The organism is Vibrio sp. K4 (assembly GCF_051122595.1).
Lineage (GTDB): Bacteria > Pseudomonadota > Gammaproteobacteria > Enterobacterales > Vibrionaceae > Vibrio > Vibrio owensii.
Genome location: NZ_CP178578.1, coordinates 1,044,988 through 1,059,823, shown reverse-complemented (window position 1 = coordinate 1,059,823; position 14,836 = coordinate 1,044,988). Strand labels below are relative to the sequence as shown.

Annotated in this window: 17 protein-coding genes; 11 read left to right on the top strand and 6 right to left on the bottom strand. The window is 45.9% G+C overall.

What is annotated here, in order from left to right; translation table 11 throughout:
- The first annotated feature begins 209 nt into the window (after positions 1-209).
- From ACLIIY_RS22375 to ACLIIY_RS22365, 3 genes are read left to right on the top strand one after another with little or no spacing between them, the layout of a single operon-like run.
- Entirely contained in the window at positions 210-1,121 is a 912-nt protein-coding gene (locus ACLIIY_RS22375) for a LysR family transcriptional regulator (RefSeq protein ID WP_434529436.1), read from the top strand.
- Positions 1,122-1,140: 19 nt separating this feature from the next.
- Positions 1,141-1,515, top strand: coding sequence for an MmcQ/YjbR family DNA-binding protein (locus ACLIIY_RS22370; RefSeq protein WP_434529435.1), 375 nt, complete (start codon positions 1,141-1,143; stop codon positions 1,513-1,515).
- Between the two features lie 5 nt (positions 1,516-1,520).
- A complete protein-coding gene (locus ACLIIY_RS22365) occupies positions 1,521-2,063 on the top strand; it encodes a nucleotidyltransferase family protein (RefSeq protein ID WP_434529434.1) in 543 nt (180 codons plus the stop codon).
- Between the two features lie 7 nt (positions 2,064-2,070).
- Here ACLIIY_RS22365 and ACLIIY_RS22360 read toward each other — a convergent pair whose 3' ends face one another.
- Positions 2,071-2,994 carry a LysR family transcriptional regulator gene (locus ACLIIY_RS22360; RefSeq protein ID WP_434529433.1) on the bottom strand — a complete coding sequence of 308 codons (924 nt, stop codon included), beginning with the start codon at positions 2,992-2,994 and terminating at the stop codon, positions 2,071-2,073.
- 120 nt (positions 2,995-3,114) lie between these two features.
- Here ACLIIY_RS22360 and ACLIIY_RS22355 point away from each other — a divergent pair, with 120 nt between their 5' ends.
- The 5 genes from ACLIIY_RS22355 (at position 3,115) to ACLIIY_RS22335 (ending at position 7,231) form a co-directional block, all read left to right on the top strand.
- On the top strand, positions 3,115-3,783 hold the full coding sequence (locus tag ACLIIY_RS22355) for an SDR family oxidoreductase (RefSeq protein WP_434529432.1): 669 nt from the start codon (positions 3,115-3,117) through the stop codon (positions 3,781-3,783).
- Between the two features lie 100 nt (positions 3,784-3,883).
- Complete coding sequence (locus ACLIIY_RS22350) at positions 3,884-5,071, top strand: MFS transporter (RefSeq protein WP_434529431.1); 1,188 nt, start codon at positions 3,884-3,886, stop codon at positions 5,069-5,071.
- Positions 5,072-5,150: 79 nt separating this feature from the next.
- Positions 5,151-5,780: a GrxB family glutaredoxin gene (locus ACLIIY_RS22345; RefSeq protein WP_434529430.1), complete on the top strand. Its 630-nt coding sequence runs from the start codon at positions 5,151-5,153 to the stop codon at positions 5,778-5,780.
- Positions 5,781-5,790: 10 nt separating this feature from the next.
- A complete protein-coding gene (locus tag ACLIIY_RS22340) occupies positions 5,791-6,882 on the top strand; it encodes an alkene reductase (protein ID WP_270051704.1) in 1,092 nt (363 codons plus the stop codon).
- Between the two features lie 163 nt (positions 6,883-7,045).
- Complete coding sequence (locus ACLIIY_RS22335; protein WP_434529429.1) at positions 7,046-7,231, top strand: hypothetical protein; 186 nt, start codon at positions 7,046-7,048, stop codon at positions 7,229-7,231.
- A 58-nt stretch (positions 7,232-7,289) separates the two neighbouring features.
- Here the strand turns inward: ACLIIY_RS22335 and ACLIIY_RS22330 are convergent, their stop codons facing one another.
- Complete coding sequence (locus tag ACLIIY_RS22330; protein WP_434529428.1) at positions 7,290-8,732, bottom strand: glutathione synthase; 1,443 nt, start codon at positions 8,730-8,732, stop codon at positions 7,290-7,292.
- Between the two features lie 195 nt (positions 8,733-8,927).
- On the opposite strand from ACLIIY_RS22330, the gene ACLIIY_RS22325 reads away from it, so the two are divergent.
- Complete coding sequence (locus ACLIIY_RS22325; protein WP_005439241.1) at positions 8,928-9,449, top strand: DUF2058 domain-containing protein; 522 nt, start codon at positions 8,928-8,930, stop codon at positions 9,447-9,449.
- Positions 9,450-9,512: 63 nt separating this feature from the next.
- Here ACLIIY_RS22325 and ACLIIY_RS22320 read toward each other — a convergent pair whose 3' ends face one another.
- Positions 9,513-10,400 (bottom strand): LysR family transcriptional regulator, encoded by an 888-nt coding sequence (locus ACLIIY_RS22320; RefSeq protein ID WP_434529427.1) that lies wholly within the window; start codon positions 10,398-10,400, stop codon positions 9,513-9,515.
- A 152-nt stretch (positions 10,401-10,552) separates the two neighbouring features.
- Here ACLIIY_RS22320 and ACLIIY_RS22315 point away from each other — a divergent pair, with 152 nt between their 5' ends.
- Positions 10,553-11,536 carry a quinone oxidoreductase family protein gene (locus tag ACLIIY_RS22315; RefSeq protein WP_434529426.1) on the top strand — a complete coding sequence of 328 codons (984 nt, stop codon included), beginning with the start codon at positions 10,553-10,555 and terminating at the stop codon, positions 11,534-11,536.
- 66 nt (positions 11,537-11,602) lie between these two features.
- Here the strand turns inward: ACLIIY_RS22315 and ACLIIY_RS22310 are convergent, their stop codons facing one another.
- From ACLIIY_RS22310 to ACLIIY_RS22300, 3 genes are all read right to left on the bottom strand, one after another.
- Positions 11,603-12,052 (bottom strand): YHS domain-containing (seleno)protein, encoded by a 450-nt coding sequence (locus ACLIIY_RS22310; RefSeq protein WP_434529425.1) that lies wholly within the window; start codon positions 12,050-12,052, stop codon positions 11,603-11,605.
- A gap of 84 nt (positions 12,053-12,136) precedes the next feature.
- Entirely contained in the window at positions 12,137-12,529 is a 393-nt protein-coding gene (locus ACLIIY_RS22305) for a ribosome recycling factor family protein (RefSeq protein ID WP_434529424.1), read from the bottom strand.
- Positions 12,530-12,533: 4 nt separating this feature from the next.
- Complete coding sequence (locus tag ACLIIY_RS22300; protein ID WP_005439250.1) at positions 12,534-13,403, bottom strand: LysR family transcriptional regulator; 870 nt, start codon at positions 13,401-13,403, stop codon at positions 12,534-12,536.
- A 107-nt stretch (positions 13,404-13,510) separates the two neighbouring features.
- Between ACLIIY_RS22300 and ACLIIY_RS22295 the strand changes: the two genes are divergently transcribed.
- Positions 13,511-14,767: an adenylosuccinate synthase gene (locus ACLIIY_RS22295; protein WP_005439252.1), complete on the top strand. Its 1,257-nt coding sequence runs from the start codon at positions 13,511-13,513 to the stop codon at positions 14,765-14,767.
- Positions 14,768-14,836: the final 69 nt, after the last annotated feature.

The following is a 14,836-nucleotide window of genomic DNA, read 5'->3' as shown; positions in this document are numbered from 1 at the left end:
TTTGGCGACAGTCTAAGGAAGACGCTCTTCAGAGAAAAATAGGTAAAATCGCAAGCTTTATAGACAATATCTATATGTTGCTCACCAATAGTGATTTAGATCTATGAAACACTAATAAATTCAATTATGTCAGATAGCAGATTTGTGATTTATAAAAGAAATTGTGCACAATACCCCCAAGAAACCTTGCTTCAAAAAGGGGAATAACAATGGACAAATCTCTACAGCAATTTTTACTGATTGCTCGTTGTCAAAGCATAAGTGCCGCCGCAAGGATGGCCGGACTAAGCCAACCGACAATGACGAGTAATTTAAAAAAGCTGGAAGAGTCTCTTGGCGTCACACTCTTTGAACGCCACCAAAGCGGCATGGTTCTGACCGAGTTTGGTCGTATTCTCTATCGTCATAGCGATGCGATGCAACACGAATACAATCAAATGATGCAAGGCATTGAAGAGAGGAAGCAGTATCAAGTCGGCAAAATAAAAATAGGAACCGGGGACGCTTGGTGGCCTTTGTTCGTAAAGCAAGCCTTAGATGAACATTTGTCTCATCAACCATCCGCATCTACACACGTCGAATTTGGCAATCATTTAGGCTTAATGGATTCTTTGATTAATGAGCAAATTGAATTCTTCATTGGTCATGAAATTGTAGGGTTGTCGTCAAAGTGTGATGTTACTTTTATTCCTTTATTGCAAACTGTTGACGCCTACTTTGTCTCTCCCAATCATCCACTTTTAGGTAAATTGGTGACGAAACAAATGCTCCATGAATACCCCGCCCTATCCGTCACCTATGATGCCAAAAAGTTTAACCATGTTTTAGACAACCCAATTCCCAAGCAAAACGAAAGGGAACGTCAGCAGCTTGATAACCGCCCAACTTACGAAGTCGATTCGTTACTCGCGAGTATTGATGTTCTAAAAAGTGGCATAGCCGTGATGTCTTATACCAGCCACCTGAGCGATTACTTACAATCGTTAGGGTTGAAAATCTTAACCGTGGACTCACAGCCCAAGCCAGGTACTGTCGGCATCTATCGCCATAGAAGGGAAACCTCGGAATCTCATTTGGCTTTGATTGCACACATCACTAAGTTAGCCCAAAATTTAAGCTAATCACTATTGAGGTAACCCAATGACATACGATGAATTTAATCAATTCTGCGGCTCATTCGCTGCCACTTCCCATGTTGTTCAATGGGGTGATGCACACGTTTGGAAAGTCGGTGGAAAGGTATTTGCTATTGGCGGTTGGAGTAAAGACAAGCAGCCTGCCTTTACGTTTAAGACTTCTCCTTTAAACTTCGATTTTTTAAGTGATTATGAGGGCTATATTCCTGCCCCTTATTTCGCAAACCGTGGCATGAAGTGGATTCAACAAACAGAAACCTCCGGACGCCTAGACGAAGAGCTAAAGTACTATCTATCAGAATCCTATCGTTTGGTTGCACTTGGCTTGAGTAAGCGAAAACGCGATGAACTAGGCATTGACCTGCCATCAGCGAAGTAATGCTGATGCTTGAAGATAAACTTGCTCAGTTGTTGGTAGAAGATCCACTTCGCATTCAAGCATTGGTGTGTGTTCGAGCACTGGCTTTACCAGATTGCTACATTGCTGCTGGCTTTGTACGAAACCTAGTTTGGGATCACCTTCACCAAAAACAAAATCCAACACCATTAAACGATCTTGATGTGGTTTATTTCGATCCAAGTGAATTGGACGATCAGGCTAACCTCAAATACGAAGCTCAACTAAACGCCTTAATGCCAGAGCTCAACTGGCAAGTTCGCAATCAAGCAAACATGCACCTAAGGAATGGTGATAATCCTTACCAAAGCACCTTAGATGCAATGAGTTACTGGCCAGAAAAAGAGACGGCGGTTGCGGCCAGATTGAACGAAAAGAACCAGATAGACTGCATTTCTGCGTTCGGGTTTGAATCTTTGTTTGAAGCTCGGATTACTTACAATCCCAAGCGAACATTAGTGATGTTTCAATCTCGGGTAGAATCCAAAAACTGGCTAATCACATGGCCTCAATTGCAGATTGTTCTCTAAGTCTTGTTTATTCCGGAAACTGGCTATGAAAACGCTCAATCAAGAAGTCCAAAAACAAACGAAGTCGCTTAGGTTGATACTGGCGGCTCAGGTATATCACGTTCAAATCTGCACCTGCAGAAGAAGTTGATGCGTTGAAGTTCTTCATATAGCCATTTAACACCGTCACTAAACGCTGCTGTTTGATGTCCTCTTGTACATCGAGAATCGATTTCAACGCAATCCCCGCCCCATCTAATGCCCATTGACGAATCACTTCGCCATCATCAGAAAACCGCTTCGGTACGACAGTAACAACATTGTGCTGATCTTCATCTTGAAAGTGCCATGTTTTCAACTCTTCATTGCTGCGAACCATGGCTAAACAATCGTGTTGTGCTAAATCTTGTGGCGTGATCGGCGTGCCTTTCTTTGCCAAATACTGAGGAGAAGCGCAAAGCACTCGGCGACTGGACGCCAGTTTGCGAGAGATAAGGTTGCTGTCGGCTAGCTCCCCATATCGGATAACGATGTCCAAACCGGACTCCGCCAAGTTGGATAAGTTATCGTTCAAATACAGATAAGGGATCACATCGGGATAGAGCTGACTAAATTCCGACAGTATTGGCGAAATGTATTGCTTACCAATATCACGAGGAGCCGAGATTTTAAGTGTGCCGCGCACTTCTTTGGTGCCATTTTGGAGTAAGTTCTCCGTCTCTTTAACGCTGTCGATGATTTCCAAGCATGCCTGATGGTACATAGCACCAGAGTCCGTCAGTGAAATATGCCTTGTACTGCGATTAAGTAATTTCACCCCATAACGGTCTTCCAGCGACTGCAATCTTGCCGTTACTGTTGCCGGCGATAAGCCGAGCTCTCTACCCGCCGCCGCCAACCCTTGGTTCTTCACTATGCTGACAAACAGCGTCATATCCGAAAACTTGTCCACATTACCTCCGAAATTTCATTATTCGACTGAGCTGAATAATCAATTTAAATATTACCCAATTATCAAATTTCTTCCAATACATATACTGGCTCCAACGAAACAAGATTGGAGAAGCAAATCATGAAAACAGATAAAACTGTCTACATAGTACTCGGTGGCACATCAGGTATTGGTGCTGAACTTAGCCAACAACTTGCAAGCGACAATGCGGTTGTCCACGTAGCAAGCCGAAAAACAGGGCTAGACATCAGCGATGAACAGTCGGTTTACCACTACTTCGAAACCATTGGTGCTTTTGACCACCTGATCGTCACAGCAGGTTCTTATGCTCCGGCAGGCAAAATCGTAGACGTGGAAGTTTCCCAAGCAAAATACGCGTTTGATACCAAATTTTGGGGTGCCGCCAACGCGGCGAAACATGGCGCACGCTACATCAAGAAAGGCGGCTCAATCACGCTAACTTCCGGCATGTTATCGCGCAAAGTTGTTGCTAACACCTACGTAAAAACCGCGATTAACGCGGCCATTGAAGCGACCACGAAAGTACTGGCGAAAGAATTGGCTCCGATCCGAGTGAATGCGGTCAGTCCAGGTTTGACCAGAACTGAGGCGTATCAAGGCATGAACGAAGACGACAGAAATGCCATGTTCAAACGCTCACAAAATAGCTTGCCCGTAGGCAAAGTTGGTGAAGCCAGTGACGTTGCAAAAGCTTACTTACTTCTGATTGAAAATAGCTACATGACTGGCGCCGTGATTGATGTTGATGGTGGCGCACTGCTTGGCTAACAACACACGTTCAGCTAACCGCAAATAAAAACAAGGTGCCAGAGCAATAAAGAAGCATGGCACCAATGGGTTCAAACGAAATAAAAAAAGAGACTCCCCCATGAATAAAGAAAAAATGCCGTTGCAGGTATGGATCTTAACGCTTGCAGCTTTTGCTATCGGTACCGCGGAATTTGTTATTGCAGGAATCCTTCCTCAAGTCGCCAACTCTTTGTCCATCACGGAAGGGCAAGCGGGTTATCTAATCAGTGCCTACGCGCTTGCCATTGTGTTTGGCGGCCCGCTACTTACGATTTACTTGGCACGCTTTAACAAGAAAGCCGTACTGGCTGGGCTGATGGTGCTGTTTATTCTCGGCAACGTATTGTCCGCTTTCGCACCTAACTACTTTGTGTTGATGGTCAGCCGAGTGATCACAGGTTTGGTTCAAGGTCCTTTCTACGGCATCGGAGCCGTGGTCGCGACCAATTTAGTTTCAGAAAAAATGGCAGGTCGTGCGGTCGGACAGATGTTCGCAGGCCTAACATTGGCTAACGTTTTAGGTGTGCCTGGCGGTACTTGGATTGGCTTGCAATTCGGCTGGCACACCACTTTCTTAACCGTTGCCGCTTTTGGTTTAGTGGCTCTGTTGTTCATCACTTCAGTGATCAAATCGACTGGTCATGGCGAAGCAAAAGATGTCAAAGCGCAATTGGCTGCGTTCAAAAACCCAATGCTACTTATCAGCCTTGCGATCACCGTATTTGCTTGGTCGGGGTTTATGACTTTGTATGGCTACATCGCCCCTATCGCCATGCACATCACTGGCTTTGGTGAAAGTGCCGTGACTTGGATTTTGGTTATCGTTGGTGTCGGTCTGATTGTTGGTAACACTATGGGTGGTCGCTCATCGGATAAAAACCTACAAAAAGCGTCCATGTTCTGGGCTATCGCAATGATTGTGTCACTGGTATTGGTCGGCCTAACTGTCGACAGCAAAGTTCTGTTCATTGCCACCGCCTTTGTATTTGGTATTGCGTCATTCGCTAACGTGCCAGCAATGCAGCTTCGAGTAATGAACCATGGTGGTGAAGGTCAAGAGTTAGCAGCAACGGCAAACATCTCAGCGTTCAACTTAGCCAATGCCTTTGGCGGTTTCTTAGGCGGCATGGTGCTCGATAGCCAAATGGGCGCAGGCATGATCCCTTACGCAGCCATCATTGTTCCACTGATTGGTTTGTTATTCATCGCCAAGGCGAACCGCAAAGAAAGCAAACAAACTGAGCTAACACCAAGCTTCAACAACTAATTTCATCCCTACTGGTAGCCCTGACTTAACGCCTCCCGAACAAGCGGGGCTACCCAATACGAATCACCAGGAAAATACTATGAAACTCTACATTTACGAACATTGCCCATTCAGTGCTCGCGTCCGCTATGTTGCTGGCATGCTGAATATCCAACTCGACGTCATCAATATTGCTTATGACGATGACAAAACCACAACAGACCTGATTGGAACCAAACAAGTGCCACTTCTTATCAAAGACAATGGTGAAGCGATGGCAGAAAGCCTAGATATCATCGCTTACTTCCTTGAACTGGCAACATCAAATGAAACAAGCCAACCCTCTCAACAAGCGCTGGATTGGCAAAAAATCGCATTTCTTCCACTACAGAAGGTGGGTTACCCACGTTGGTCAAACATGGACTTACCAGAGTTTGCCACTCAGTCTGCACAGCTCGCTTGGCGCGCGAAAAAGGAAACGGATGCACTCAATTTTGATGCACTTCTGCAAGACACACCAAACATTGCCAAAGAGGTCGAAGCGCTCATTGAACGTGCGAAAAGCGTGTTGAATCTCGATTCCTACCAACATGTGACGTTGGTAGACGAAGCGATCTTATTTTCTATTTTGCGCGGGTTCTTCAGTGCCACAGAAATCCAATGGGACAACACCGTGAAAGACTGGATGGAATCGGTAAGCAACAAAACCCAAGTACCACTACTTAAGTAAGGAGTCGATCATGAGCAAGCTATTTGAACCAGCACAGCTGAAACAACTGGATCTACAAAACCGTGTAGTCATGGCACCAATGACCCGAGCGCGCACTAGCCAACCGGGCAACATTCCAAACCAAATGATGGCGACTTACTACAAGCAGCGCGCTACCACAGGCTTAATCATCTCTGAAGCCACCCAGATTTCAGACGATTCGCAAGGTTACTCATTCACACCAGGCGTCTACACTGATGAACAAGTGGCAGGCTGGAAAACCGTTACTCAAGCAGCAAAAGAGCAAGGCGCAGCGATGTTTTGTCAATTATGGCATGTTGGCCGTGTATCACACCCGACATTCCAAAAAGGCGAACAGCCTATTGCCCCATCAGCACTAAAACCCGTAGAAACCCAAGTGTGGATTGCCGACGAGCAAGGCAACGGCAATATGGTCGATTGTGTAGAGCCACGAGCCATGACTCAAGCGGATATTGACCGTGTTGTAAATGATTTTGCCTATGCCGCGAAACGTGCGATTGAAGCAGGCTTCGATGGCGTTGAAATCCACGGCGGTAATGGTTACCTGATTGACCAGTTTCTACGTACCAATTCAAACCACAGAACCGACAACTACGGCGGAACTCGCGAAAACCGACTTCGCTTTTTGTTAGAAGTGGTCGATGCGGTGAGCGAAGCCATTGGTGCCAACAAAGTGGGTGTACGACTCGCACCTTTCATCACTTTCAAGGACATGAACTGCCCAGACATTGTGCCAACCATCCTTGATGCATCGAAACAACTTCAAGCTCGTGATATTGCGTACTTACACTTGTCTGAAGCAGATTGGGATGACGCCCCAGTGATTCCAGAAAGCTTCCGCATCGAACTGCGCGAATATTTCACCAATACGATTATCGTCGCTGGCAGTTACACCCAAGAGCGTGCTGACGAGGTACTTGAGAAAGGCTATGCGGATTTAGTGGCGTTTGGACGCCCGTTTGTGTCTAACCCAGACTTGGTGGCGCGCTTACAGCACCAACAACCTCTGGCTGAACTGGATGGCTCCACACTCTTTGGTGGTAATGAACACGGCTATACAGATTATCCGGCGCTTGGTTGAGAGGCTTTACCCGCTTGTGATAGCGATTCATAGCGTGCCGTATTTCTCAGATTAATCAGTTGTTATCCCATAAAGGGAAAAGCACAAAGTAGTTCAACGTTTTCTTGTGTTCAGGTGTAATAAACTGGCTGCATATTCAGAATGCAAATTTAGGAGAACGCTCGTGTCTGATGAAACTACAAAACAGGAAGTGACGGTTGTTGATATTAAGATGCCATTTATGTCGATGGTGATCTTTATGGTCAAGTTCGCTATCGCTTCAATCCCTGCAATGATCATCCTAGGTATTATTTTCGGTATCTTAGGTGCGCTTTTCGGAGGGATGTTCCACGGTATGGGCCACATGTAACCAACTAATCCACAAATAAAAACACTCTCCATGCTTTACTCATGGAGAGTGTTTCTCTTTAATCCACCAGCACTAAAGAATCTAAGATCCCTTTGCCGCTGTGGATGCCACCTTCGTTTTCACTGGCTGGTTTACTGCGAATCAAATAGCCGGCGTAGCCATCCAATTGCGTTACAGGTTCACCTTGATAGTGCGCCGTGAATAAACCAATTTCACTCACAAGGTCCGTCACCACGCTCTGCTTTGCATCACGCACCGCAATCGTTGGTGTTTCTCTTTCATGCGGATACAAACGCTGCATCAAAGCCCACGCACTATATTGCTCTTGTGGCAGTCGACTCAGCTGTTTCGCAATATCGTCACCAAAGATACAGTGACCACCGCCCTCACCTTGGTTTTTCAATACCCAATCGTCTTTGTTGCCAGAGGCAGCAAACCATTTAATCGTATCAGTGTTAATTGGCTTCATCTCTGCCAATACGCTTTTGACTAACTCGGCTTCTTCAAGATTGAGCCCCCAGCGCTGATACTCACTTGCCGGCATCATAGTTAACAACATTTGCATTGATTTACTGGTAGCCAACTGTTGACTGATGGTCGCATTCATCGCTACGTAGTGCTTTTCCATGAACAAACGAGTCTGGCTCAAGGTATGGCAACAGATTGGTTCATTTAGCTCTGGCGAGAAGTAGTCCATATATTGATAACCTGCGCGCAAGTACACAACGTCAAGACCGCCAATGTTTTCTAACAAGAGGCGTTGATTGTCACCGCTCGATAGCTGTGAACTTAACTGCTCAAAGGTACGCCTTAACGTGCGAACACCAAACTTCTGCAATTCAACTTCGAGTAAGTGTTGGTCATACACGTTGTCTTCGTTTTTCTGCACCACCATCAGAAACGTCGGTGCGCCTTCTTCATTAAAATGCGCTTTGACTTTTCTCGCGGAAGTGGCAATGCCAAGCGCAAGTTGCTGCATGCCTTGGTTATCGGCTGGCGTTGCCGTTTTATCTTCTAACCATTGTTGGTAAACGCTGCCCCACTGAGAGCTCAAAAATTGATGCAGCTCTGTTGCACGCTGACCAAAAGGTGCCATCCCAGCCGCAATGCCATTAAACTCGATCACTTTCGCGCCGTGTTGACGATCATCCATAAAGTCGGTTCGCATTAACAACAGGGGTTGGCGCGCAGCTTCATGGTGGACCTCTTTGTGCAATTCCAATAAACGCTCAAAGAAAGAATCGGCTTTGCCTAGCTCGGCTAAGGAGGTTTGCAGGAATTCATAATCCTCAGACACATGACTGATCAGCTTGGCGATTAACGGCGTCACTTTCTTCAAATGTGCGAACACATCGCGCTCTATCGTCATTGGCGAAAAGCTAAAAGGACAGTGTCTTGCGGTGTTATCTGCTTGACGAAATGCCACACCGTGCATGATTGCCCACTCACAAGCTTCTTCGATCACTTGTTGCGGGATGGTTTGTTTGTCTGAGGTACTCATGGTTTTGCTTCAAAATTTTTCGCCTAATGTACTTAAGACGCTGGAAGTTGCAATAAGACGCACACTTTCTCGATTTATTTTTCGTTTTTTTGCTCAACAAAGCGCCGAGTCATATCCCGCCGTATGTTTAACCCTCTTTCTTTGCGGCGGATGACTGGTTAAAATGCACAAAATTGCGCACTAACTGGATAGATCATGGCAAAACTTACCCTTCAAGAGCAGATGCTAAAAGCAGGCTTGGTTAACGAGAAAAAACTGAAAAAAGCGAAAAAAGGCTCTAAAAAATCACGTGTTCAAGCTCGCGAAGTAAAAGCGGCGGTTGAAGAGAACAAACGTCAGCAGTTAGAACGTGACAAGCAATTAAGCGAGCAACAAAACGCAGAGCGCTTGAACAAAGAAATCAAAGCGCAAATCAACCAACTGATTGAAATGAACAAGGTTGACTTGAAAGATGGCGACATCAAGTACAACTTCACACACGGCACGCTAGTGAAATCCCTGTACGTTGAGTCAGAGATCCGCGAACAGCTTATCAAAGGCATCTTGGCAATCGCGATTGTTGGTGAAAGCTACGTTGTCATCCCACGTGGTGTAGCAAACAAGATTGCTCAACGAGATGAATCTGTGATCATCGAACAGAAAGAACCAGAAGCGGACATCCCGGCAGAAGATGACCCGTACGCAGATTTCGTCGTACCAGACGATCTGATGTGGTAATGCTCCACACTACGTGGAACCCAAATTGAAAAAGCCGCGATCATCGCGGCTTTTTTGTGTTTGTTATTCGCTCTCTTGATAGCGCTGTCGAATGTAATCGACGATGTGCTTTATCTGGCTCTGCGCGTGTCTTCGTCCTAAATAGTACGCGTACATAACACGCTTACGAGGCTCTAAGTTTTCAATTTGTAACGTCACGATGTTTTCATCCTTCACCATAGACGCTGGCAACATACCCATGTATTTGCCTGACTGAATCGCGTGATACGCCAAACCAAGATCATCCACCGTCAAACCTTGCTGTGGCGATACAGCGACTTCTTCAAATTGCTTGTTTACAAACATCCAGTTCATTGCTGGACGAGTTATCACTCCGGGCAGTGATTCCAACTGTTCGATGGAGAGAGTGAGTTCACTCAATTGATGGTTTTCAACGTAATCATAATGAGCACAAACGACGTATGGAATATCCCATAAATGCAATGCGATTGCAGATGAATCGACAAGTGGACCAACTCGGAATGCTAAATCGATGTCATCTTTAATCAGATGCTTATTGTCGTTCGACAGAGAAACATCAAGCTGAAGATCCGGGTGTTCTGTTGCGAAGTCGATAAGCCACGCCCCAAGAAAATCAATGCCAGCACGAACGGGCATCGACACATTCAACTTCCCCTTGAAGGCAACTTCAGAATCCACCGCGAAATCTATCGACTGGCGAATTGTCCCAAGCAGAGCCGAGCAGTTTTGATAAAGCTCTTCACCGCGGGTAGACACTTTGACTTCACGTGTGGTGCGATGAAGCAGTACTAAACCCAAGTTGTTTTCTAGCGCTTCAATACGTCGACTCACCGTACTGTGAGGAATTTCTAACCGCTCAGAAGCGCGCTTTAAACTGCCCTCTTCTACCACGGTGCAAAATACCTGCAAATCATCCAACACTCGTTTCACGCACAACTCCTTTTAGCGAGTATGAATTTCTATTATCCCATTTTTGGAATAGTGATACTCAATATCGCCAATTTTTTCTCTCAGCGCAAGCGTCTAGTATTTGATTCACAGACACGGCAAACGCCCATTAATCGAATCACGAGGATGACATCATGAAAGCAGTATTACTGACTCAAACAGGCGGCAGCGACAAACTGGTTTACCAAGACGTTGCACAACCAACATTGAAAGAAGGACAAGTTTTGGTTCACATTCACGCCGCACCAGTGAACTTCATTGATACCATCATCCGTGAAGGCAATATGCCTCCAGGTATGATGCCAGAGTTGCCATACATCTCTGGTGTAGAAGGCAGTGGCGTGGTTGCCGATTCAAACAACACAAGCTTAAAAGAAGGCACGAAAGTCGCGTTTCTTGGCCCAATTGGCGCATCAACTTACGCAGAGTTTACTACTGTCGACGCAGATAAATTGGTCGTGCTACCAGAATCGGTCGACCTTCAAGAAGCTGCTGTTCTACCTGTTAACTACTTTACGGCTTACCACATGCTACATAACGTTGCTCGCGTTGAAGAAGGCAAAACAGCGCTGGTTTACGCAGCGTCCGGTGGCGTGGGTACGGCATTGATTCAATTGGCTAAGCTAGCAGGTCTAAACGTTATTGCTTTAGAGCGACAAGCCCACAAAGCAGAAAACGCATTGAAGATGGGTGCGGACCACGCATTTACCTCTGATAGCGATTGGGTAGAATCAGTTAAAGAAGTCACCGAAGGTCGCGGAGTGAACTACATCTTTAACCCAGTAGCTGGTGATACCATAGTGCAAGACTTGGAAGTACTGGCACCACTTGGTCACGTTGTTGTGTTTGGTTTCTTGGCGGGTATGGGTGAGACAAACTTGCAAGCCGAGGCGATTAAGCACTTTAGCAAAGCGCCAACTATTACTTACTCAGAAATCTACGCGACTTACTTCAACGACTACCCATTGGTGAAATCATCCATGGAAGCGCTTTACGGACTCCTAGAGCAAGGCAAAATTAAACCAGTGTTTACCACGCTGCCATTGTCCGAAGCGGCCCAAGCACACGATAAAATTGAAAGTGGTTCGGTGATGGGTAAAATGTTGTTGCTACCGTAAATTTAAAGATTCCCCACAATCAAAAAAGGTCGCTGTAATAGCGACCTTTTATCTTATCGGACTTCGTTATTCTGCAAGTAACTTCGGCCAGTTTTTATCCCCGCTCGCAATGTTACCCGGAATGTCTTGCTGCCAAGAGGTTTGAACGGATTTGCTGTAGTTTAGGTAGAGCTTTCCATCGTGAATATTCCACGCATTAGGATCTATCTTGGCGGTATAGCCTTTGCTCACTGCCCAAGCACAATAGCCGCCATATTGCGGTGCAAATTTCTCAGGATTTTTCACGAATGCATCCCGATTTTCAGCCGATGAAAAGTACCATTTGGCATCATTCCAACGGTAAGTAAAATCACTATCACCTTTGACTGGTTTTGATTGAGTGAAGTAAGCAACAGGGTCATAACCACGAATCGCTTTGCCGAGAAAGTCGCTATAAACAGGATCAAGAGCGAAAGCAGGAAGCGTCAAACTCCCCCAAATGAAGAATACACTCAACAGTTTTAATATCAGCTTCATAACCTTCCCTCTCTACGTTATCCGATGTTTGATAATCAATCGCTTACCAGTATAGACAGGGAATAAGAGAAGAAACTTTCAGGCTTATAGCATCTCTGCGTCGAAACGTGCCGTTCGAGCTTGGGCGATCGTACAGTTGGTTTCCGACATTAGCTCTGCCAAGGTAATGTTTGGATTCTCCAAGACCAATCGAATCAGCTTGGCTTCCAAAGGTTCAAGCTTATCGCTGTGCTTGGCGAGACCAGCTTCCATTTTGTTTATCACAAATCGCATCGGCTCAAATTCTTCTGCCTTGATATGATCGAGGAACGCTTTCAAATCCAAAGCCTCTCCAGCGATTTGCCAATTACGCGAGCGTCGAATGCGCTTCATTTCGCACTTTTTCTCAGCCGCTATTGCTTTGGCTCGCTTAGCATGATCACCACCAATTCGGTGAATCAAAGATGGTAGAGGGATGATAATGGTTGTGTCTTGCATACCGTTAAACCTCTACCACAGACACATTCTCAGCTACCCATTTAAGGAGCTGTTTTGCGGCTTTAGACAGCACTTGGTTTTGGCGAACAATATAGCCAAAATCGGTGTTGGGGAAGCTGGGTAACGGCGTCACTTTTCTTGATAGTTTCAATCTTGGATCGAGTGAGAAGTCCGGCACAATTGCGGTTCCGAATCCAGCTTCTGCCCAATCAATTTGAGCCTCTACACTACCCACTTCCATGACTCTATATTTTGGCAGGTTTAGCTCTGGCAGAGACGCGTCAATCAGTTCACGCGTTCGGGTATCGTGACCGAGCAAGATAAGTGTTTGGTTCTCTTCGCTGTTATCTCGCCAATCGAAAATGTTATCGCCAAAAGCACACCAATGAATCTGGGTCAGCGACGTAAAGTGCAGTGGTTGACTCTCTTTCTGCGCAATAACAAATCCGATGTCAGCACGAGCACTTTTTACCAAATCCACCGCTTGCGATGAAGTGGTGTTGAACAGTGCTAAGTCGATACCGGGATACTCGTTTTTGAATTGCTGGAATGGCTTGATAAGTAACAGGCGCGAGACAATATCACTCGCCGCAATCGAGAGCGTTCCTTGCGTTAAGTCATTAATAGCATTGAGATCGGACTGGCAGATTTGCAGCTCATTCAACATGTGCTCGGCAGTGTCTAATAATCGCTTACCGGCCTGAGTCAGTTGTACTGGGTTACGTTCTATCAATTTGGTACGAGTGGCTTGTTCTAACTGCTTGATGTGAAGACTGACATTTGGCTGCGTCATGTGCAGTTCAATCGCTGTTTTTCCGAAATGTTTCACTTCTGCCAAGGTGACAAACGTACGTAACCAGTTCAAATCCAACATAGAAAATTACCCGATATGACTTTCTTATCAAGTTAATGAGTATAATTAATTTCTCTTATTCATGCGAGCATCCTAAGATTTTCCGGTCTGTTTTTGGAGAATGAATTATGTCGTCTATCGTTGTTGTGGGTGCAAACTGGGGTGATGAAGGCAAAGGCCGCATCGTTGACTTTTTGGCAGAGCAAGCTTCTGCAAGCATTCGTTTCCAAGGTGGTAACAACGCGGGTCATACCGTAGTTAACGACCTAGGTACGTTCAAGCTGCACCAGCTACCAAGTGGCGTTTTCAACCCTGACTGTTTGGCAGTTTTAGGTCCGGGTATGGTTATCAGCCCTGCGTCGCTGTCTGAGGAGATTGCGGAAGTCGCGGAAGCGGGTGTTAAAGTGAATATGTGCATCTCTGATCGCGCAACACTGTGTCTACCTCTACACGCACTAGAAGATACGCTAGAAGAACAACGCTTAGGCGACAAAGCATACGGTTCAACTCGTCAAGGTATTGCACCTGCATACGGCGACCGTGTGATGAAAAAAGGCATCCTAGTTGGTTGGTTGAAACAACCAGAAGTTCTAGTAGAACGCATCAAGTTCTGGATGGACTGGAAACTTCCACAACTACGTGCACTTTACCCAACGTTCGAATTCGAGCAAACCGCTGAAGAAATGGCGAACTGGTTGTTAGAAGTGTCTGCACCTTGGCGTGATGCTATCTGCAACGTAACGCTGCCGCTAAAAGAGCTGCAAGCAAAAGACCAAACTCTACTGTTCGAAGCACAGCTAGGTGCGGGCCGTGACCTTGTTTACGGTGAGTACCCATGGACAACATCTTCAAACGTTGTGTCTATGTACGCAGGTATCGGTAGTGGTCTTCCTGCTCTACGTCCAGAGCGCGTTATTGCAGTAGCAAAAGCGTTCAGCTCATCAGTAGGTACTGGTACGCTAATCACTGCAATGGAAGAGCAAGATGCATTCCGTGAACTTGCGGGTGAATTCGGCGCAACAACAGGTCGTCCACGTGACATGGGTTACTTTGATGCTGTTGCGACTAAGAACGGCGTTGAGCTTCAAGCAGCGACTGAAATCGCACTAACCAAAGTAGACTGCCTGACTGGTCTTAAAGATCTAAAAATCTGTGTTGGTTACGAAGGCGAGCACAGCGAAAACCCAATTTGGCCTCAAACGGCTGCACTAGCACCAATCTACGAGAAGATGGAAAGCTGGAGCGAAGACATTACTGGTTGTCGTAAATTCGAAGAGCTACCAGTTGCGGCACAAAAATACGTTCTACGTATTGAAGAACTAATGGGTGTACCAGTGAAAATGGTATCGGTTGGTCCTGGTCGTGAACAAATGATTATGCGCTAAGACGTAAACAATACGTCTATTGGCAAGCGGCTTTTATCTTTTCCGGGGTAAAGCCGCTTTTTTTATGCA

What these genes read in the sequence shown, in the direction of transcription:
- ACLIIY_RS22375 (WP_434529436.1), top strand. Translation starts at nt 210, where the DNA reads ATGGACAAATCTCTACAGCAATTTTTACTGATTGCTCGTTGTCAAAGC.
- ACLIIY_RS22370 (WP_434529435.1), top strand. Translation starts at nt 1,141, where the DNA reads ATGACATACGATGAATTTAATCAATTCTGCGGCTCATTCGCTGCCACT.
- ACLIIY_RS22365 (WP_434529434.1), top strand. Translation starts at nt 1,521, where the DNA reads ATGCTTGAAGATAAACTTGCTCAGTTGTTGGTAGAAGATCCACTTCGC.
- ACLIIY_RS22355 (WP_434529432.1), top strand. Translation starts at nt 3,115, where the DNA reads ATGAAAACAGATAAAACTGTCTACATAGTACTCGGTGGCACATCAGGT.
- ACLIIY_RS22350 (WP_434529431.1), top strand. Translation starts at nt 3,884, where the DNA reads ATGAATAAAGAAAAAATGCCGTTGCAGGTATGGATCTTAACGCTTGCA.
- ACLIIY_RS22345 (WP_434529430.1), top strand. Translation starts at nt 5,151, where the DNA reads ATGAAACTCTACATTTACGAACATTGCCCATTCAGTGCTCGCGTCCGC.
- ACLIIY_RS22340 (WP_270051704.1), top strand. Translation starts at nt 5,791, where the DNA reads ATGAGCAAGCTATTTGAACCAGCACAGCTGAAACAACTGGATCTACAA.
- ACLIIY_RS22330 (WP_434529428.1), bottom strand. Translation starts at nt 8,732, where the DNA reads ATGAGTACCTCAGACAAACAAACCATCCCGCAACAAGTGATCGAAGAA.
- ACLIIY_RS22325 (WP_005439241.1), top strand. Translation starts at nt 8,928, where the DNA reads ATGGCAAAACTTACCCTTCAAGAGCAGATGCTAAAAGCAGGCTTGGTT.
- ACLIIY_RS22315 (WP_434529426.1), top strand. Translation starts at nt 10,553, where the DNA reads ATGAAAGCAGTATTACTGACTCAAACAGGCGGCAGCGACAAACTGGTT.
- ACLIIY_RS22310 (WP_434529425.1), bottom strand. Translation starts at nt 12,052, where the DNA reads ATGAAGCTGATATTAAAACTGTTGAGTGTATTCTTCATTTGGGGGAGT.
- ACLIIY_RS22305 (WP_434529424.1), bottom strand. Translation starts at nt 12,529, where the DNA reads ATGCAAGACACAACCATTATCATCCCTCTACCATCTTTGATTCACCGA.
- ACLIIY_RS22300 (WP_005439250.1), bottom strand. Translation starts at nt 13,403, where the DNA reads ATGTTGGATTTGAACTGGTTACGTACGTTTGTCACCTTGGCAGAAGTG.
- ACLIIY_RS22295 (WP_005439252.1), top strand. Translation starts at nt 13,511, where the DNA reads ATGTCGTCTATCGTTGTTGTGGGTGCAAACTGGGGTGATGAAGGCAAA.